A 20,384-nucleotide genomic window follows, 5' to 3' on the forward strand; every position below is an offset into this window, starting at 1 on the left:
TCCACATACCTAGATATGTTTCACTCGTCAAAATACACCTTCATCGCCCACGCCGGAACATCATCGCCGCATGCATCATCATCTACGAATATAAATGCAGTGTCGTACACCGGCTTTCGTTTTGGGTAAGTCCCTTTTCCATCCGTAAAATACAGCAGACCTCTTAGATTTCTTAGTTCCTTCTTACGTATGAGCTCATTTATATAATGGAATACTGGGCGAAAATCTGTACCGCCAAGGCCTTTAATTTCTAAATTGCGCAGAAAACCATCCACATCATCCCGGTTCTTAAGCACTGTGTCATCCTGAATCTCTGCATCACATTGTACCACATGAATGTTAAATTTAGCTCCGATAACATCGTTGTTACAAAGTATCTCGAAGCTTTTGTCAACAAACTTCTTCACTAGCTCACCATCCGTGGATCCTGATGTGTCAATTGCTATAACGAGGTCACGAATATTCTTCTCGTCTTTGTACTCGAGGGGCTCGATGAGTGGCATGTCTCTATACCTATTTAATCCATACGTATACATGATATAGTCAAATGAATCGTCATCGACCTTAAGAGTCTCATGATTGGCAGCAAATTTCCTGAGAAATGTGCTGTAATCTATTCGTTTCTCCTCAGCATACCTTAGCTCTCGCTTCATCGTTCCACCAACGTCACCGAAGCTTGCATCATCCATTTCGAGTGCGGTTTTTACCGTCTCTCGAATCTTATCCCAATCCTGGTCAGATAGCAGCGCTGCACCATCGCATTCTTCATTATTGCCTAACTCCTCTATGCTCGTTATATTAAACTTCGTATCAGTATCATCGTCGAAGCTTCGCTGCTGATTTTCCTCCTGATCTTGCAGACTAGAATTTTCTAACTCATCATCACTCGCTTCGGAAGTTTCAACTGGCTTATTCGAACTCTTATCAGCTCCGTACCACAGCAAATGATCATCTACTGTAAATAGTTCTCGCATCAGCCCTACTTCAGCTTCAATCGGTGGGTCATTTACAAAAGACTTATATAGTCTATCAACCGAAAGCCTCCCTCGTTTAGCTTTAATTCTTTTAAGTTCATCTCTTCTTTCACTGCTTTCAGGTGTATTTAAGCAGGGTGCTCCAAGCGACTCAATCATTTCTTCAACAGCAATATCTGATGCCAAATCCCAGTATAGTCTATTTACCTTCTCACTCACATAGTAGTGTTTGAAAATGCAGTGAAGAAGAACATGCATATAATCATGTGTGAAAGAAGAAAGGCCGCGCTTCATTCTAGCAAATATCTCATCGCTACTATAGTACAGCGTTGTTCCATCTACCATGAAAACACCCTTCTTATCGAGCGCAATTTCTTTTTTGAGCGCAAAAACAGCAGAGTCCATAAACCGCATGCTTGCGACGATCTTGTCCTGTGCTGCGGCAATTATCTTCTCTGCTAAAATCGCATCTTTATTTAATTCTCTATCTTTATGTTCATTATTAAAGCGCTTTGACACCATGGAATCTCCTAGCTGATTCTACATCATCAGCGATGTGTTCGGTGAGCAGCTCTATACTTTTAAATTTAACCTCTGGTCTATGAAGCCTAAGAAATTCAATTTTTATCTCTCTTCCATATAATTCTTCATTTACGCCAAATATGTGCGTCTCAATAGATTTATTATAATCACCAATAGTCGGTTTATTACCGACGTTAGACACACTATTAAAAGTAGAAAGACCCACTGAGGTGCGTGTAAAATACACTCCATTCATAGGCGATATCTTGGTCGAACTAAGTTCAATGTTAGCTGTCGGAAATCCTATTTTTGAACCGATATGATTTCCGTGAATCACAGTGCCATTGATGGTAAATGGTCTACCGAGATATTCATTAGCCTTTGTGATATCCCCGGCTTCTATGTATTTTCTTATGGCAGTTGAGCTAACTATTTCAGAACCAACTTTAACCGGGGGAATTATACTAGTTTCATATCCGTATATACTACCAAGTTCAAGGAGCAAATTGTCGTCACCACTAGCCCTTGTACCAAAACGGTAATTAAAGCCACAAGATACGCCTTTCGCCTTTAGCTTATCACATAGAATATCTTTAATGAATACCTCTGGCAACATATTCATCGTAACTTCATCAAATGGCACATCGAACACTACTTCAATTCCTGCGTCTTCAAAAAGCTGCAACTTTTCATCATCATTAGCAATAAAGAGTACGCCACCACCAGTCTTCCCAAATAGCTCGCGTGGATGATTTGAAAATGTAAAACAAGCTGGCCTTACACCAAGCTTTGCTGCCAGCTTAACGGCAGACTTTAAAATCTTCTGGTGTCCTATATGGACACCGTCAAAATTACCCAATGCAACTGACGTTTCAAAATCTATATTAATATCTGCAAGTGATCTGTACACCTTCATATTAATTTCTATTACCCATTACTTTCTCTGGTTTCAGGCTGCCATCTTCTTTCATCAGGCAAGTTCCTAGAAAAGCACCTTCTTCACCATATAGTCTGTATATGTCGCTGAAGAAGTTTAGCTCGTCCTCTGCGATATCAAAACTCCCTTTGTTAACTAATTTTTCTTTTTGCTTGATAGCATCGCAGGCCTCCTCATAAGTCATATAGTACTTTTTTTCTATAGTTCTGCCATTAAAATAGAATGGCTCGCTACCGTTTTTAAGCACAAGCTTTCTGAGATTAACAATAGTAGATTCGCCGCTGATGATAATATCATTTAATTCTGACTCACTCATTTCTAGCACCTGCTCCAGATCATATGATGATTCGTCTGTAAATACGCCACTCTTCCTTCTCACAAGCTTAGTCATCGTCGCTCCAACTCCTAGCAATTCACCTATCTCAGAACAAATACTCCTTATATATGTGCCCTTCGAACAAGTTACGATAAAAGATACTTTTTTTAAATCGATATCTATAAAATTAAATTCAAAATGCTTTATCTCTATATGGCGCTTTTTCGCTTCGATATCTATTTCCTGCCCTTCGCGAGCATACTTGTACAGAGGACGTCCATTAACCTTTAGCGCCGAATATTTAGGTGGAATCTGTGTGATCGTACCCCTATATCTACAAGCAAGTAATTCGATGTCCTCTGATGTAATATCTTTAACTTCGCGCTCTTCAAGCACATCGCCGGTAATATCTAATGTATCTGTAATCTTACCAAGCTCTAATTCTGCTTCATAAGTCTTCCAATCGTGATCGTAATATTCAATTAGTCTCGTGTCCTTGCCAAAGCAAATAGGAAGAACTCCCGTCGCCATCGGATCGAGAGTTCCAGTGTGTCCAACTCGCTTGATTCCGAGCTTACGCCTAAGTTTAGCTACTACATCGTGAGATGTGTAGCCCTCAGGTTTATTAATGTTTATAACACCGCTATTTTTCATCATTTGACCTAACAAGTTCAGCCTCGAGAGCTTTAGCAATCTCAGCTTTTGCTTCACATATAGTTCCTTCAAAAGTTAATCCCGCCGCACGAATGTGCCCGCCTCCACCAAAGCTCTTGGCAACACGTGCAACGTTTGCATAAGATTTAGCTCTTAGGCTTGCTCTAACAGTCTTATCGTCTGTTTCCTTAAGAACACAAGCTATTTCAACACCGTCGATGCTCATGAGTTTCTGTATTATACCATCAGACTCATTCATTAGGGTGCCAGTTTCAATCAAGTGAGCCTGAGTTACGGCGCTCATGATAATCCTGCCACCGCTAAAAGTTTCCATTTCAGAGATAACCCTGCCCTCAAGCTGAATTGCACCTAGCGACTTTCTATTATATAAAAGCTGAGCAATCTTATTACCATCAAAGCCCGGAACCTCATATATCTCACTCACAATTTTATGAGTTCTAGCAGTGGTGTTTGAGTGCTGAAAGCTTCCTGTATCAGTACTTATGGCAGCAAAAATACACTGTGCGATGCGCAGTGTAACTTCTGCTCCCATCTCGCTCGCGATCAGATAGATGAGCTCAGCAGTTGCTGCGGAGCTCGGTTCGATGATTCCAAAGTTGAACTCTGTATCATTTTCCGACACCCCATGGTGATCTATTACCGCATTTTCTCTAGCTCTATCAAAAACGGCCGCTCTTTCTCCTATCCTACTTTTGCTTCCACAGTCCACAAGAATAGCAAGGTCATATTCATCAAATACATCATAATCTCTAGTAACCACACCACTCTCTAGAAAATCCAGATTGCGAGGGGTTACATCGTCGGCAAGGACATAAGCCTCTTTACCAAAGCCGCGAAGCGCGTGGCATAACGCAGCTGATGAACCAAGGCAATCCCCATCCATGTTTACATGAGGAAAAATCAGAACCTTGTCGTAACCATGCAGTTTTAAAGCTATTTCCTTATAAGTATTATTTGTCATTATTTATCTTTCCGGCTTATTTATCTCATCGATAATCTCATCAATATGTCTACCATATTCCATCGATGAATCTAGCTTAAAATTGAGCTCAGGAGCATGTCTAAGCTTTATGTCGTGAGATATTTTAGTTCTAAATAGACCCTTCGCATTATTGAATGCACTTAGAACCTCTTTGCTAACTTCGTTACTATCTTCTCCGCTCAGCGTGAGAGGTGTGAAGAAGACGGTCGCATAGCTTCCATCACTCGACACCTCAACAGCTGATATGGTGATTATCCTAGTAGAAAGTCTTGGATCCTTGATGCCATTAAGTAAATATCCTGAGATGCTTTTCTTAATTTCCTCACCGAGTCTCCCCTGTCTGTAATTCTTTCCCATGTTACCTCTCTATTTCCACCATGTGGAAGCACTCGATAATATCCATAGGCTTGATATCATTGTATGCTTCAATTCCGATACCACACTCATAGCCCTGAGCTACTTCCTTAGCATCGTCCTTAAATCTGCGAAGTGAAGAAATCGTGCCTTCGTGAATTACGATACCATCTCTTACGAGACGAACCTGAGCATTTCTCTTAACCTTACCTTCAACGATATACGCACCGCCGATAATTCCGATGTTTGGAACCTTAAATGTCTCTCTTATCTCAGCCTTACCGAGAATTTCTTCCTTATACTCAGGATCAAGCATACCCTTCATAGCGTTCTGTACATCATCGATGATGTCATAGATTACACGGTATGTTCTGATTTCAATCTCCGCATCATCTGCTCTCGCCTGAACTGCGGTCGTTGGCCTTACGTTAAAGCCTATGATGATAGCCCCTGAAGTTTCAGCAAGCATTACATCAGATTCTGTAACTGTACCTACACCTGAGTGAATTACATTTACTCGCACGTCCTCAGTATCTAACTTCTCAAGCGATGAAATAATAGCACCAACGGAACCTTGTACATCTCCTTTGATGATTAGGTTGAGTTCCTTTGTCTCGCCTTCCTGAATCTGAGAGAAAAGTTTCTCTAGTGTAGTGCTTGCATTTTTTGCAAGTACATCTTCTCTCATCTTCTCCTGTCTACTCTCTGCAATCTCTCTAGCGACCTTGTCATCCTTAACAGCATTAAATGAGTCACCTGCCATAGGAACATCAGAAAGTCCAAGTATTTCAACAGGTGTAGCAGGAAGAGCCTTTCTAATTGCTTCTCCCTTAAAGTTAGTCATTACCCTAATCTTACCTGATGTTGTACCAGCAACGACACTCTGTCCAGCCTTGAGAGTTCCATTAGTAACAAGGAGTGTAGCAATTGGTCCTTTGCTCTTGTCGAGTCTTGCTTCAATTACAGTTCCCATAGCAAGCCTGTCTGGATTTGCACGAAGCTCGAGAACCTCAGCCTGTAATAGGATCATTTCCAAGAGGTCTGTAATTCCCTCACCTTTCTTAGCTGATACTGGAACGCTTATTACATCTCCGCCCCAATCCTCAACAAGTACACCACGGTCAGCAAGGTCTTTCTTAACCCTGTCAACATTTGCGCCTGGCTTATCTATCTTATTGATGGCAACAATCATAGGAACGTTTGCTGCCTTCGCGTGGCTAATAGATTCTATTGTCTGTGGCTTAACGCTATCATCTGCCGCAACTACTAGTACAGCGATGTCAGTTACCTGAGCACCACGAGCTCGCATTGTAGTGAATGCTTCGTGCCCTGGCGTATCTAGGAAAACAATCTTCTTGCCATTGATCTTAACCTCAGAAGCACCAATATGCTGTGTAATACCTCCAGACTCACCAGCCGTTACGTTGGTATTTCTAATAGCATCGAGAAGCGAAGTCTTACCGTGATCAACGTGACCCATTACGGTAATGATTGGTGCACGAGGCTTTAACTCGTTTTCCTTGTCCTCTCGTAGGTCAAGACCTTCTTCAACAACTTCTTCTTTCTCTTCTGTTACTACAACCTGCATCCCGAGATCTTCTCCGAGCATCTCAACGGTGTCCTTATCGAGAGTCTGGTTTACAGTAGCCATTATTCCAAGCTTCATGAGCGACATGATAATCTTGCTGACAGAAATTTCTGCCTGTTCAGCTAGACCAGCAACAGTAATCGGAACGGTCACAGCCACTGCACCCTCTGGAAGTAGTTCTTCGATTTCTATTTCAGGCTCAGTAACTTTTGGAGCCTTCTTCTTTCTGTGTTTAACCTGCTTCTCAAGGTTTCTCTCATCAAAGAAGCGAGACTTGCTGTTTCTTCCTTCACTGCGCTTTTCATGCTTGAACTTATCGCGATCTTTATCCTTATCCTTGTCAAAGAATTTCTTGCTCTTGCCCTTAGTCTGTGGCTTATCTGCCATAGGTGCATCTGCAGCAGCTGAACTCTGAGGTCTTGATGAACTTCTGCTCTGCTTTGAGTCAGAATTTCTGCTCTGTCCATCTCTCTTATCGTTCTTTCTGCCGCCACGCTCATCCTTCTTACTGTCCTTACGTCCGTCTTTGTCGGAAGACTTCTTGCGAGCAGGCTTAGGCTCTTCCTTTGGTGCTGATGATGCATCGAAAATCTTCTTGAAGCGCATTGGCTTGTTAGGAGCATTTTCATATGACTCCTCTTTTTTCTCTATCTTTTTCTCTGGTTCTTTAGCTGCTTCCTCACCTTTATTAGGCTTTCCTTCAGCCTTTTCAGCATCTTCATTTGACGCTACTGCCTTTTCTTTATTCGCTACCTTTGATTCTTTAACTTCATCGGATGGCTTTTCCTTAACAGCAGTTTTCTTTTTAGTAGTCTTAGGCTTGGCTTCTGCATTTTCCGCTTTCACCTCAGCTTTTACCTCTTTATCTACTGTCACCTTCACTTCTGATTTTGCTTTCACTTCATCAACTTCACCATCTGTAGATTCTGCCTTGCGTGGCATTGGCTTTCCTACTGGTGCCTTAGGTTTATGCGCAAAATCCTTGCTAATTATTGGAACAGCCTTAATTTTAGGCTTGTTGTTATTCTTATCGGATTTTGAATCCAGTCCCTTCAGTTTGCTAATTGTGTCATTCAATCTATCAGCGTCCTTCTGAGCGAGATTTGTGCGCTCCGACTTTACCTCGATGCCCATCGTATCAGCTGCTTTCTTAATATCCTGATATGACACACCGAGCTCTGTCATCAGCTCATTTACCTTTTTCGTCATCCGCTACCTCCTTGTTTTCTCTAGCATCTTTACGAGAAGCTCGCTGAGGCTCTTATCATCAATCGCCTTCTTGTAAGCCCTGTTAAATGCTCTATTCTTACGGGCAGACTCTATGCATGACTCCCTTTTACATAGGTAAACGCCTCTGCCTTCGTCATTTCCCGTTATATCTTCATAGATTTCCACACCACGGCATGTAAACCTAAACATTTCTCTTTTTGGATGTGAACTCCTGCATCCAATGCATCTACGCATTGGCTCTCTGTTTTCATTTAGAGCCATACTTATGCTTCCGCATCTACATCATTTTCTACTTCAGCAGCTTCTAGATCAAGCGGAGCATCTGCAGGCACATCCTCATCGTTAAGCACATCTACCGCCTGTCCATCCTGGTCTTCGTATTCATCAAAATCAAAGCCGCTGTCCTCAAGCTGTGACTTGCTCTTGATATCGATTTTCCAGCCACTAACCCTAGCAGCGAGCCTAACATTCTGTCCCTCCCTGCCTATTGCAAGAGATAACTGCTGCTCTGGAACCACAGCCGTTGCCATCTTTTCCTTTTCACTCACATAGTTGATATATACGCCTTCAACCTCAGCTGGTTTCAGTACATTGCTAATTAGCACAGCTGGGTCCTCGTCCCATACGATGATATCGATTTTTTCACCGAATAGCTCATCAACGATACTCTGAACTCTAGTACCTCTGTTACCAACACATGCACCGACTGGGTCCACGTTTTCGTCGTGTGAATATACAGCAATCTTGGTTCTCGATCCTGCCTCACGAGCTATTCCCTTAATCTCAACCGTTCCATCAGAAATTTCAGGAACCTCTAATTCGAATAATCTTCTTACGAGGCCTGGATGCGATCTCGACAGGAATATCTGAGGACCTTTTGTAGCCTTCTTAACGTCGATTACATAAACCTTTATTCTATCACCTACGTTAAAAGACTCCGTTTTAACCTGCTCCGACAGTGGGAGTATACCCTCAGAGTTACCAACCGACAAGAACATCGTTCCGTTGTTAATTCTCTCAATCTTAGCAGTGACAATTTCACCTTGTTTGTTAACGAATTCATCATAAGAGTTGCGTCTCTCCGCCTCCCTGATTCTCTGCACAACAACCTGCTTTGCAGTCTGAGCAGCGATACGGCCGAAATCTTTTGGATCAACCTGATATTCGATGACATCACCAACTTCATATCTTTCATCATATGATCTAGCCTCTTCAAGCGAAACTTCCATCATGTCATCTTCAACTTCTGATACAACTTCCTTGCTCATTAGAACGAGCACTTCACCATCCTCACGATCTACCAAAACTCTTACGTTTGGATAGTTTCCGTAGTTCTTCTTGTAAGCAAGCTCCACTGCATCTTCAATCGCAGTGATAATGTCTTCTTTTGAAATGTTTTTCTCACGCTCTAGTTCAGTGAGAGCATCCAGAAAATCTTTGTTCATTGAATCCTCCTAAAAAATTACTGCTAAATTAATCTTAGAAATTTGATCTGCCGGAATACCGACCTTACGTTCATCTATATCTATTGTAACTTCGCCTGCAGATTTGCCAATCAAAGTGCCCGTGAATTCCTTCCTACCATCGATTGACTTATACAGCTTAACCTCAACCTCTCTGCCTTTAAATCGATCAAAATCAGAAGGTTTAATCAACTCTCTATCAAGTCCCGGCGAGGAAACTTCGAGAGTGTAGCTTCTCTCGATAAAATCTTCTTCATCTAGCTTATCACTCAAAAAACGAGTAACTTCTTCGCACTCATTGATGTCTACGTACTCTGTATCACAGTCAATCGGCTTATCAAGATAAACTCGAAGCTTCCAGTCCTTACCTTCCTTCTTATATTCTATATTGTATATCTCAAGCTCTTTCCCTGTAAGATACTCATTTAGCAAGTCTTCAATCCTTGCAGCAACATCTTGTTTTGCCATAATTCCTCCCGGAAAAAGTCATAACATAAGTGAAAGAGTGGGTTGCCCCACTCTTTCGCTCTTTAACGTTCGCATTTATACTATCATAAAATATTGCAAATTGCAAACTTTTCTACATATCAAAGATGGATACCTGTGCGCTATCCGGTAGTTCATCAAACACTCCGCATGCTTTGAGATCTTCGATATTTGTGCTTGAAAGTTTAGTCTTTCTCTGCACCTCATCTATTGATAAAAATGGTCCTTCCTTGTAGGCCTCAGCGAGTGAAATAGCAGCACTTCTTCCTACTCCAGAAACTGCCATAAACGGTATCTTAATCTTATCATCTACAACATTGAACATGCATGGATCAGATACACCAAGCTCTGGAAGTGAAAACTCACAGCCTCGAGATAGAAGTTCGTATATGACTTCATACACTACCTTGAGCTCTTTCTTTTTTGCGGCGCTGGTATCATCGTCTTCGGAGTTTAGTGAGCTTAACGCAGCTTTTGCCGCCTCTACACCTCCTCTAGCTACATTTACATCGAAGTTATCTATCTTGGTTGATAGCCATGCGCAGTAAAAAGCACTTGGATAGTAAACCTTAAACCACGCCATTCTGAGTGCCATCATTACATATGCTGCAGCATGGGCTCTAGGGAATAGGTATTTGAGTGTCCTACAGGACTCAACGTACCAATCAGGCACACCATGCTCTTTCATGATATCGAGTTCCTCTTGCTTGAGCTCTTTGTTCTTACGCACAGCCTCCATGATTTTAAAAGCGTTACTCTTATCTACACCTTTGATCATAAGATAGTTCATGATGTCATCTCGACAAGATATAAGCTCGTCAATAGTTGCAACACCATTTTTTATTAGGTCCTCAGCATTATTGGTCCATACATCAGTACCATGCGAAAAGCCGGAGATCTTGATCAGAGCTGAAATTGTCTTTGGCTTTATGGCATCGAGCATCCCTCTGGTAAAGTTTGTACCAAATTCAGGTATACCATAAGTACCATGCTTGAATTCATAATCATCTGGATTGACAATGTTTAATGCATCAATGGATGTAAATATGCTTAGCGTCTTCTTGTCAGCAATATCTATTCCAAGCGGATCAACACCGGTCATATCCTGCAGATGCCTAATCATCTGCGGCACATCATGCCCGAGTATATCGAGCTTGAGTAGGTTCTTATCAATCTTGTGATAGTCAAAATGAGTTGTTATAAACTCAGCATCTCTGTTATTTGCAGGTTTCTGAACTGGGCAGAATTCGAATATCTCTCTATCGGCAGGAACTACTATGATACCACCAGGATGTTGACCTGTGGTCCTCTTCGTCCCAGTACAGCCGTTTGCAAGTACGAGTTCTTCTGAATTAGAGAAGCTCTTTCCAGTGTTTTCCTCATATTTCTTTACATATCCAAAAGCTGTCTTCTCGGCTATTGTCGCAACTGTTCCAGCTTTAAAGATGTTCTCCTCACCGAATATTTCACCGACAAATTTATGGGCGATAGGCTGATATTCACCGGCAAAGTTGAGATCGATATCTGGCTCCTTATCACCATTAAATCCAAGGAATGTTGCAAACGGAATGTTCAGACCATTCTTGTTCATGTTAGTTCCGCATTTTTCACATACTCTATCAGGCATATCAAAGCCAGTATCATACTTATCCAGCTGATCTGTAAACTTTAAATTATGGCAATTCGGACATATATAATGTGGCTCAAGCGGATTTACTTCCGTAATTCCTGCCATTGTAGCTGCAAATGAAGAACCTACCGAACCTCGGCTACCTACAAGATAACCGTCCTTATTTGACTTTTCAACGAGAAGCTGCGCTGCCACATACATAACGGCGTACCCATTGCTTATGATAGAATTGAGCTCTGTATCGAGCCTATCCAGAACTTCCTTAGGGAGTGGATCTCCGTATATGCTCTTAGCCCTAGCATAGCACGATTCTCTTAGAGTCTCATCTGCTCCTTCGATGCTAGGTGGGCACTTCTCATCTGGCACTGGCTGGAACTCTTCGGTCATGGACGCTATAAGGTTAGTGTTATCTATGACTATCTCCTTAGCCCTATCACCTAAATATTCAAATTCCTTGAGCATCTCAGCGGTAGTTCTAAGGTAAAGGGAGTTTGAGTTCGTATCATTGAATCCGACCATCGACATGACGATATTACGGTAAATAGCAGATTCTTTATCTGGATAGTGTGAATCTGTAGTTGCAACGACAGGCTTTCTTAACCTATCTCCTAGCTCAACAATCTTCATATTCATATCGATGAGGTCCTGCTTGCTCGTCACATGAGGATATCTATCGCTATTTATTAAAAAGTGATTGTTTCCAAGTGGCTGAATCTCTAAATAATCATAATATGATGCAATCTTGAGCAGCTCTTCATCAGAAGCACCTTTGAGCACTGCCTGGAACACTTCTCCAGCCTCGCATGCACTTCCAATAATCAGTCCCTCCCTATACTTATCTAACACCTTTCTTGGAAGCTGAGGTCTTCTGTAGAAATAGTCGATATGCGTATATGAAACTATCTTGTAAAGGTTCTTAAGTCCAGTAAGATTTTTGGCGATTAGTATTATATGATATGTATTTCGCTTTTTACTCAGATTGATATTGCCGTTCTCATCATATGCGTCATCATCTGGATAGAGATACCCTTCCATACCGTACAGTATCTTAATATTCTTTCCTTTTTTTGCGAGTTTCTTCGCTGTATTAGCAGCATCGGGAAACGATTGTACGACACCATGGTCAGTGATTGCTATAGCAGGCTGTCCCCATTCGGCAGCTTGCTTTACCATTTCTTCGACATCATTAAACCCATCGTTTTCACTCATTCTCGTGTGGGCATGTAGCTCTACTCGCTTTTGCCCACCATACGTTTCTTTTCTAGTGCTCTTTACAGATTTATTGATGCTATTAGCAATCATGACATTCTCATGAATATACTCGTCATATCTAATATCTCCCTGAGCGATTATTTCGTCACCTTTTGATATTAATTCATTAACTGCATCAAATTCCTGCTTACTCTTTATAAATGCTTTTACAGCAACAGCCTTTGGTCCTCTATTAATCCTTAGAGTCATAACCCAGAAGTTCTTCTTCTTGGTATCCTTAATCTCTATTTCGAACACAGTACCTGATACAGCAACCTTGGTTCGAGCACCAGAAATCTCTGCAAGATTCTCATACGCAGTTTCAGCCATGGTAATTCTCTTGCCAAGTATTATCCCATTATTGTTAGTTTTTAGTTTCTCAGTAGGTTTGCTATTTGCTCTTGATGCTTGCTGTTTGCTTTCTCCATAGCTCTCGTCATAGAAATAATTAAACTTTACATCATTTATATTTCCGAGTGACTTGATGAGTCTATCCCTCATGACACGCTCTAGTCGTGGCTTAACGTCAAAGTTTACTAGCACATCTAGCTCCAGCACTAATCCAGCGCTATCAAGAGATATGTTTTTGAAAGATAGCGTTAGCTCATCTTCTGGCTTACCAGCAGACTCACTTACCTCTTCAGGAGTTATTATTCCATTAGGTACTTCAATCATCGATTAATTCTCTCCATCAATGCATTACTTCTTAGTCATATCATTTGATACTATATCAATAAGAGTAGGAATCAGCTCGTCTTCAGCCACCTTTGCGATTATCTCTCCATGGGCAAATACAAGCCCTTCCTTGTTGCCGCCGGCAATTCCGTAGTCTGCCTCTCTTGATTCTCCCGGTCCATTCACTACACATCCCATGACCGCTATCTTGAGTGGCTTTAAACCGAGTATTGCTCTTCTTTCACCAAGCTCTCTAAGGCTTTCTTCAGCTTCATTGGCCATGTCGATTAAATTGACCTCAGTCCTGCCGCAAGTCGGACATGAGACAATTTCTATGCTCTTCTCCCTAAGTCCGACAGACTCTAGTATTTTACGTCCGAATATAACTTCATTTACCGGATCATCAGTAAGAGATACGCGAAGAGTGTCACCTACTCCAGCGAGAAGAAGAGACCCGATTCCTACGGCCGACTTAAGTCTACCATTTTCAGGAGTCCCTGACTCAGTTATACCTATATGAAGAGGATGGTCGGTCATCTCCTTGACTAGCATGTGAGCGTCGTAGTTCATCTTGACATTAGACGACTTAATAGATAGCACTAAATCGTCAAATCCCATTCGCTCAATCTTGCTGAGAGTCTCTATCGCACTCTCTGCTAGCGCAGCAGCCGTTACACCACCATACTTAGCAAGTAGTTTTTTATCAAGCGAACCAGAATTCACTCCTACACGAATTGGAATTCCCTTGTTACCAGCAGCTTCAACTACCTTAGCAACTCTATCATCGGCTCCGATATTACCTGGATTGATTCTGATCTTATCTGCACCAGCCTCAATTGCCGCAAGTGCTAGTTTATAGTTAAAATGAATATCTGCTACGAGTGGCATCTCCGTCTCTTGACGTACTTTCGCAAATGATTTTGCCGCAGTTTCATCAGGAATCGCAACTCTCACTATGTCACAGCCAGCAGCCTCAAGCGCTTTAATTTGCGTAAGAAGTTTCTCGCTATCTCTTGTATCTACATTTGTCATCGACTGAATTGATACTGGTGCACCTCCGCCAATAAGAACTCTGCCACATCTAACCTGTTTATTCATACTACTACCTACCCATTTTTTAATGTCCTAATAACTTAGACAAGTCCTGCCATGTGATGAGCACAAAAAGCGCCATGAGAATGGCAAATCCCGCTAAGTGCATATATCCTTCCACCTTAGTAGAAATCATATTACCAGTAATTTTTCTAATCAAGACAAATATGATTCTACCACCATCGAGCGCCGGAAAAGGTAAAAGATTTATAATCGCCATATTTAGACTTATAAGTGCCACCAGATATAAATACGATAAAATTCCAGTATGAGCTGTTTTATTCACCAGACCTGCCATTCCCACAGGACCAGTCACGCTATCTCTATCTATCCCCTTATGCACCATCTGTCTAAGCGCACCTAGCATCTGGCTGTTAAGATTCCAAGTGACCTTCACGCCTTGACCTACACAAACAAAAACATTGTGTGATGCCCTAGATACTATACCAATTACTAGCCTTCCATCCTTGTCCTTAGTCGGTGTAATGGTATATGCATGAATCTTTCCATCACGCTCCACTACTACCTTCATCGCTTTACCGTCAGTATTCTTAGAAATTGTTGTCACAGTGTCTAACCATGATGATGATTCTTTTCCGTCTATCGATGTTATTCTGTCACCCGCTACTAAACCTGACATCGCTGCTGGCGAACCTGAAACCACCTTATCTAGGGTATTAGTCGGCACCCCAACATATATGGTTATTATAATCATCAAAATTAATGCAACAAGCACATTAACAGCAGCACCAGAAGCTAAAACAATTAATCTCTGCCAAGCTGGCTTATTGTTAAATGCCCCCTCTTCATCACTTTCTTCATTTTCCGCTTCCATCGCACAAAAACCACCTATAGGAATGGCTCTTAGTGAATATTTCGTCTCGCCCCTGTCTTTACTTGCGAGAAGTGGTCCCATGCCTATTGCAAACTCATTTACTTTGATATGAAAGATTTTAGCCGTTATCAGATGCCCAAATTCATGAGGAACTGTGATTATCATGAGCATCAATATTGTCAGAATTACCGTTAGTATCATATAAATCACTTTTACTTAAAGAGCTCTTTTGCCCTAGCTCTCGCTTCCTTATCAATCTCTAAAATATCTTCAATCGTCTGTGGTTTCACCGACTTATGTTCGTCCATCAATCTGCGAAGTGATCTCTGTATGTCGAGAAAATCTATCTTACCATCTAGAATCATCGCTACGAGCTCTTCATTTGCACCGTTAAGCAGTATTGGATAACTCCCCCCATTTTCAATAGCCTCATATGCCATAGATAGACATTCGAACACATTTGTATCAGGCTTTTCAAAGTGGAGTGTTGAACCTTCCGTGAACATGTTTAAGCTCTTACCGGAGTAATGAAGCCTACTTGGATATCCAAGCGCAAGGCTTATCGGAATTCGCATGTCTGGAAGCCCAAGTTGTGCGATAATCGAAGTATCATCAAACTCTACCATCGAGTGAACGATGCTCTCTGGATGAACATGAACGTCAATCTTATCGGGCTCTATATCGAAAAGCCATTTTGCTTCAATAACTTCTAACCCCTTATTCATCATTGTAGCTGAATCGATGGTGATTTTACGCCCCATGCTCCACTTCGGATGATGGAGTGCTTCCTGTAGAGACACCTTCTCAAGCTGCTCCAGGCTATATCCTCTAAATGGTCCACCAGAAGCCGTGAGTAAAATCCTCCTCACCTTTCTTCCGCTATTCCCTTCTAAGCATTGAAAGATTGCACTGTGTTCGCTATCCACTGGGAGTATTTTGATGCCTTTCTCAGAAGCAAGTTCCATAATCAAACTGCCCCCTGCAACAAGTGTCTCCTTATTAGCAAGTGCGATATCCTTTCCAGTCAAAATTGCCTCATAAGTAGGTGCCATACCACTTATTCCCATCAAAGCATTGAGAACGATATCAGCATCAACCTTAACAATTTCTCTTAATCCATTGTCACCAATATTCACTTCAATAGCAGGAAAAGCCGCACTCACTTGTGCGGCTGCTTCTTTATTTCCAACGCATACAGCTTCTGGTTTAAATTCCTGAATCTGTTCTATCAGACTATCTATCCTGTTTTTGCAAGTTAGCGCCACAACCTTGAACTTATCTGGATTCTCTCTAACTATATCCAAGGTCTGAGTTCCAATTGAACCCGTACTACCGAGCAAAATTATTCTCTTTATCCCCATTTTTCCTATCTACCCTTAATGAATGAAAAATACCGAAAAATAATATACAAAAGGTGCAACGAAAAGCACACTATCGAATCTATCTAGTATTCCGCCATGACCAGGTATTATTTTGCCATAGTCCTTAATTCCCATCTGTCTCTTAAATGCAGAAGCCGTTAAGTCTCCAGCCATCGATACCGCACCACCGAGAACACCGATAATTGCACACTGCACTACGATGTCCGGCATGACAAAGTAACCAAATAGAGCAGAAAAAATTGATGCCCCTGCGAGTCCTCCAATTGCCCCTTCAATTGTTTTCTTCGGGCTGAGGTTAGGTGCCATCTTATGCTTTCCAAATGCCATACCTGAAAAATACGCCATAATATCAGCTCCAAAAGCCGCAATTAGAACGAGCCAAGTTAGATGCTTATATCTAGATGCATCAATAAGCACTATGAAATATGGAAACAGCACAACATATACTATACCTGTAAGTGTAGCGATTGAGTCGCTAATTCCGCGACTCTTGATATCCCATCCATAAACTAGGCTCGCCATAACTGAAGCAACAAGCCAAACTCCAACAAAATCCGATACATTGCCAAGTGTAAGGTATCCCGCATATAAGATAACGGCCATAGCAATGGCAATTTTACGCGAAGGTCTAATATCACAGGCATTGAATCCATCAAAGAATTCTTTTACTCCAATTACTGATATTAGGAGCGCGGCTCCTACAAGCCAGATACCACCAAAATAAAGTACTGCGAGCAGCGGCAACATCACTAGTGCCGAGATAATTCTAGTTTTCATCACTTGTCTTCCTTTTCTCTCCCGCCAAATCGCCTCTTACGATGTGAGAATTTCTCAATCATGGCCGTAAATTCTTCTGGCGAATAATCTGGCCACAGTGTGTCAGTAAACATCATCTCACTGTAAGCAGCTTGCCAGATTAAGAAGTTTGACAGCCGTTCTTCACCACTCGTTCTTATGATTAAATCTGGATCAGGAATATTCTTATGCAGGACGCCAGTATACAGATGATTTGATACCTCATCTTCAGTCACATCAACCGAAATCCCTTCATCTGCAAGAGCCTTTCTATCAATTATAATCTCGTTGATAGCCTTAACAATCTCATCTCTACCGCCGTAATTTAATGCAATATTGAATACGAGTCCATCGTTATCCCTTGTCTTGTCAAGTAGTTCATCTATCGCTCTTACGGAATCGCCCGGTAGCATATTATAGTCACCAAGTATGTTGATACGAACATTATTCTTAATAAGCTCTTTTAACTCTGAATCCACATATTTAATTATAAGCTTAAATATACCAGAGACCTCTTCTGTACTACGCTTCCAGTTTTCCGTAGAAAAAGCATAAACTGTTAAGTACTTAATTCCAAGATTTGAAGCGGTGATAACTATCTGTTTCATCGCTTGCATACCTGCATTATGCCCGAATAGACGAGGTCTGTTCTTGCTCTTAGCCCATCGCCCATTGCCATCCATAATAACAGCTACGTGTGTGGGTAATTTACCAATCTCTAACATCCTGCAACCTCATAAAAAGCAAACGTGACCTAGGCCACGTTTACTAAGAATTATACTTCCATTACTTCCTTGTTTTTACTTTCAATGATAGCATCGATTTCCTTAACAGCCTTATCTATCTTTTTCTGAACGTTATCCAGTTCACTCTTGCAGTCATCTTCAGTAATTTCATGCGCCTTCTCTTGCTTTTTAAGCTCTTCGTTTTCCTCACGTCTTATATTGCGCACTGCAACTTTTGCATCCTCTCCAAACTTCTTGACATGTTTAATCAGTTCCTTACGTCTCTCCTCAGTTAGCTGCGGAATTGTAAGTCTGATTACCTTTCCATCATTGGATGGATTTAAGCCTAAATTTGCTTCATTTATAGCATGCTCAATGTCACCAATGGAACTTGCATCAAAAGGTGCAACCATGAGTGTGCGTGGATCTGGTGTTGTGATGTTGGAAAGTGACTTTAGAGGAGTCGGTACTCCATAATAACTAACCATTACCTTGTCGAGAAGTGCTGGATTTGCTCTTCCTGCTCTCACTGTGTTAAGGTTCTCTTTAAGAACGTTTTTAGTAACTTCAATCTTCTCTTCTAAGCTCTTCTTAGCCATGATTTCCTCCGTGATACTTAATATAAATTTTTAAATATTACCAAACAAAGCGATGAGTAACTACTCTACTAGAGTGCCTATATTCTCACCATTTATTACTTTCATGAGTCCGCCTTCTTCTGCAAGTGCGAATACATATAGCTTAATGGAATTATCCTTGCAAAGCGTTGCGGCAGTTAGATCCATAACTTTTAAATCCTTCTCAACGATATCCATATACGTCAAGTGTTCATATCTAACAGCACTTGGGTCAAGCTTTGGATCCGCAGAATATACAGCATCGATAGCCTTTGCCATGAGAATAACCTCGGCATCCATCTCAGCTGCTCTAAGAGCTGCAGTCGTATCTGTTGAGAAGAATGGACTTCCAGTTCCTCCACCGAATATTACGACCTTGCCCTCCTTCAAATAATCGAGAGCTTTGCGCCTAGAGTATCCTTCAGCCATATCCCTAATCTCAATAGCCGTCATAACTTTTGCTTCGCAGCCGATTGAGAGAAGTGAATCCTGTAAGGCTAAGGCGTTCATAACTGTGGCTAGCATCCCCATGTAATCGGCAGTAGCCCTATCTATACTTCCACCGGTACGACCACGGAAGAAATTTCCTCCACCGACAACAATAGCTACATCAACACCATTCGCTCTGATTTCCTTTATCTGCTTAGCGGTCTTGAGAGTCACATCTGGATTAACCCCAAATTTATCTTCTCCAGCAAGCGCCTCGCCACTCAGTTTAATCAAAACTCTTTTGTACTTAATGCCCATGATAACTCCTTATGATATCTATTTTTTGATGTCCGCTAGGTACATAACTGTAAACTTGTTACCGTCTTCAGATAGCTCAATGAGTTTCTGATATTCTGCTGCTTTACCGCTGCTGCTCTTTGACTGTATGAACTGCTGCAGCAAATCGTATACACGCTCTTCCTTTTCTGGTTCCATATAATCAAAGGAAACATCCTTCATCCCTTTGAATGTTCTCACAGTTTTAAAGAAATCCTCCTCGTTGCACACACCATCGATTAGACCGAGTTCTTTGGCTTGACTAGCCGAATAGACACGTCCATCCGCAATCTCTCGCACTCTACTCTCGGACATATTACGGCCCTTAGCAACAATCCTAACAAATTGATTATATGCTTCATCTATTAGGCTCTGAAGGATTTCACGCTGCTCATCAGTAAGCTCAGTTGTCATGCTACCCATAGCTTTATTTCGGCCGCTTGTAATAGTATTGGTTTTAATCCCGAGCTTATCTAACAATCCTCTAACATCATAGAGAGTACCTGTCTTAACGCCTATAGATCCGGTCCATGTATTTCGATTAGCATAAATCTTATCTCCAGCCATCGCGATATAGTATCCACCAGATGCGGCCTGATCTTGAAAATAGAAATAAACTGGACGCTTTGTCTCACTCTTATACTTCATGAGTTCCTCGTATAATTCGTCAGATGTATAAACACTACCACCCGGAGAATTAACACGGATGACAATACCTTTATTAGACGAATCATCAATCAGTTCATTGATTGTATGCATCGTCCAATTGTGATCATAAGTAGCTCTCGCACTGACATCACCAATCTCGCCCTGAACATCTAGAACAGCGACAGAATTGCCTCCAAACGAACTTTTTCCAGAGATGGAGCTGAAGCTAGCTCCGCCAATATATGCAAGTGTTGTGACCACTATACCTATTGTTAGCATAAGAACAAGGACTACTATTACGGCTATAAGCCATGTATTCTGGCCCTTTGTAGATTGTCTACTCTTACCGCCGTGATTATCCTTGATATTATTGTCTCTCATATTGTAATCCCTATATCCTATATATTAATCGATTAAGTAAACGTATAGCTAACCATATGTT

General features: G+C 41.5%; 18 protein-coding genes. All 18 read right to left on the minus strand.

Annotated features, from left to right (window positions below):
- Window positions 1-20 precede the first annotated feature (20 nt).
- Complete coding sequence (locus C5Q96_RS03255) at window positions 21-1,496, minus strand: vWA domain-containing protein (RefSeq protein ID WP_106056986.1); 1,476 nt, start codon at window positions 1,494-1,496, stop codon at window positions 21-23.
- Window positions 1,477-2,412, minus strand: coding sequence for a bifunctional riboflavin kinase/FAD synthetase (locus C5Q96_RS03260; protein ID WP_106056987.1), 936 nt, complete (start codon window positions 2,410-2,412; stop codon window positions 1,477-1,479). Before C5Q96_RS03260 ends, C5Q96_RS03255 begins: the two co-directional genes overlap by 20 nt.
- Before the next feature lies 1 nt (window position 2,413).
- A complete protein-coding gene (gene truB / locus C5Q96_RS03265) occupies window positions 2,414-3,406 on the minus strand; it encodes a tRNA pseudouridine(55) synthase TruB (RefSeq protein ID WP_106056988.1) in 993 nt (330 codons plus the stop codon).
- A complete protein-coding gene (locus C5Q96_RS03270) occupies window positions 3,393-4,385 on the minus strand; it encodes a DHH family phosphoesterase (protein ID WP_106056989.1) in 993 nt (330 codons plus the stop codon). The genes truB and C5Q96_RS03270 overlap by 14 nt, the downstream gene beginning before the upstream one ends.
- A 3-nt stretch (window positions 4,386-4,388) precedes the next feature.
- Complete coding sequence (rbfA, locus tag C5Q96_RS03275; RefSeq protein WP_106056990.1) at window positions 4,389-4,763, minus strand: 30S ribosome-binding factor RbfA; 375 nt, start codon at window positions 4,761-4,763, stop codon at window positions 4,389-4,391.
- 1 nt (window position 4,764) lies between these two features.
- On the minus strand, window positions 4,765-7,557 hold the full coding sequence (infB, locus tag C5Q96_RS03280) for a translation initiation factor IF-2 (RefSeq protein ID WP_106056991.1): 2,793 nt from the start codon (window positions 7,555-7,557) through the stop codon (window positions 4,765-4,767).
- Between the two features lie 3 nt (window positions 7,558-7,560).
- Window positions 7,561-7,839, minus strand: coding sequence for a YlxR family protein (locus C5Q96_RS03285; RefSeq protein ID WP_106056992.1), 279 nt, complete (start codon window positions 7,837-7,839; stop codon window positions 7,561-7,563).
- A 2-nt stretch (window positions 7,840-7,841) separates the two neighbouring features.
- Window positions 7,842-9,023 carry a transcription termination factor NusA gene (gene nusA, locus C5Q96_RS03290; protein WP_106056993.1) on the minus strand — a complete coding sequence of 394 codons (1,182 nt, stop codon included), beginning with the start codon at window positions 9,021-9,023 and terminating at the stop codon, window positions 7,842-7,844.
- A 9-nt stretch (window positions 9,024-9,032) separates the two neighbouring features.
- Window positions 9,033-9,509 carry a ribosome maturation factor RimP gene (locus tag C5Q96_RS03295; RefSeq protein ID WP_106056994.1) on the minus strand — a complete coding sequence of 159 codons (477 nt, stop codon included), beginning with the start codon at window positions 9,507-9,509 and terminating at the stop codon, window positions 9,033-9,035.
- Window positions 9,510-9,621: 112 nt separating this feature from the next.
- The gene (locus C5Q96_RS03300; RefSeq protein WP_106056995.1) at window positions 9,622-13,083 is read right to left on the minus strand and encodes a PolC-type DNA polymerase III; all 3,462 of its coding nucleotides are present in this window, start codon (window positions 13,081-13,083) and stop codon (window positions 9,622-9,624) included.
- A gap of 24 nt (window positions 13,084-13,107) precedes the next feature.
- Window positions 13,108-14,181 (minus strand): flavodoxin-dependent (E)-4-hydroxy-3-methylbut-2-enyl-diphosphate synthase, encoded by a 1,074-nt coding sequence (ispG, locus tag C5Q96_RS03305; RefSeq protein WP_106056996.1) that lies wholly within the window; start codon window positions 14,179-14,181, stop codon window positions 13,108-13,110.
- Between the two features lie 19 nt (window positions 14,182-14,200).
- Window positions 14,201-15,211 carry an RIP metalloprotease RseP gene (gene rseP / locus C5Q96_RS03310; RefSeq protein WP_158696670.1) on the minus strand — a complete coding sequence of 337 codons (1,011 nt, stop codon included), beginning with the start codon at window positions 15,209-15,211 and terminating at the stop codon, window positions 14,201-14,203.
- 11 nt (window positions 15,212-15,222) lie between these two features.
- Window positions 15,223-16,371 (minus strand): 1-deoxy-D-xylulose-5-phosphate reductoisomerase, encoded by a 1,149-nt coding sequence (locus tag C5Q96_RS03315; protein ID WP_106056998.1) that lies wholly within the window; start codon window positions 16,369-16,371, stop codon window positions 15,223-15,225.
- A 15-nt stretch (window positions 16,372-16,386) separates the two neighbouring features.
- The gene (locus C5Q96_RS03320) at window positions 16,387-17,169 is read right to left on the minus strand and encodes a phosphatidate cytidylyltransferase (protein ID WP_106056999.1); all 783 of its coding nucleotides are present in this window, start codon (window positions 17,167-17,169) and stop codon (window positions 16,387-16,389) included.
- Window positions 17,169-17,912, minus strand: a complete 744-nt coding sequence (locus C5Q96_RS03325; protein WP_106057000.1) for an isoprenyl transferase — start codon at window positions 17,910-17,912, stop codon at window positions 17,169-17,171. The genes C5Q96_RS03320 and C5Q96_RS03325 overlap by 1 nt, the downstream gene beginning before the upstream one ends.
- 50 nt (window positions 17,913-17,962) lie before the next feature.
- Window positions 17,963-18,511 (minus strand): ribosome recycling factor, encoded by a 549-nt coding sequence (gene frr, locus C5Q96_RS03330; protein ID WP_106057001.1) that lies wholly within the window; start codon window positions 18,509-18,511, stop codon window positions 17,963-17,965.
- 60 nt (window positions 18,512-18,571) lie between these two features.
- Window positions 18,572-19,276 carry a UMP kinase gene (gene pyrH, locus C5Q96_RS03335; RefSeq protein ID WP_330403830.1) on the minus strand — a complete coding sequence of 235 codons (705 nt, stop codon included), beginning with the start codon at window positions 19,274-19,276 and terminating at the stop codon, window positions 18,572-18,574.
- 18 nt (window positions 19,277-19,294) lie between these two features.
- On the minus strand, window positions 19,295-20,323 hold the full coding sequence (gene sppA, locus C5Q96_RS03340; RefSeq protein WP_245905595.1) for a signal peptide peptidase SppA: 1,029 nt from the start codon (window positions 20,321-20,323) through the stop codon (window positions 19,295-19,297).
- Between the last annotated feature and the right edge of the window lie 61 nt (window positions 20,324-20,384).

This window comes from Mogibacterium diversum, assembly GCF_002998925.1.
GTDB lineage: Bacteria > Bacillota > Clostridia > Peptostreptococcales > Anaerovoracaceae > Mogibacterium > Mogibacterium diversum.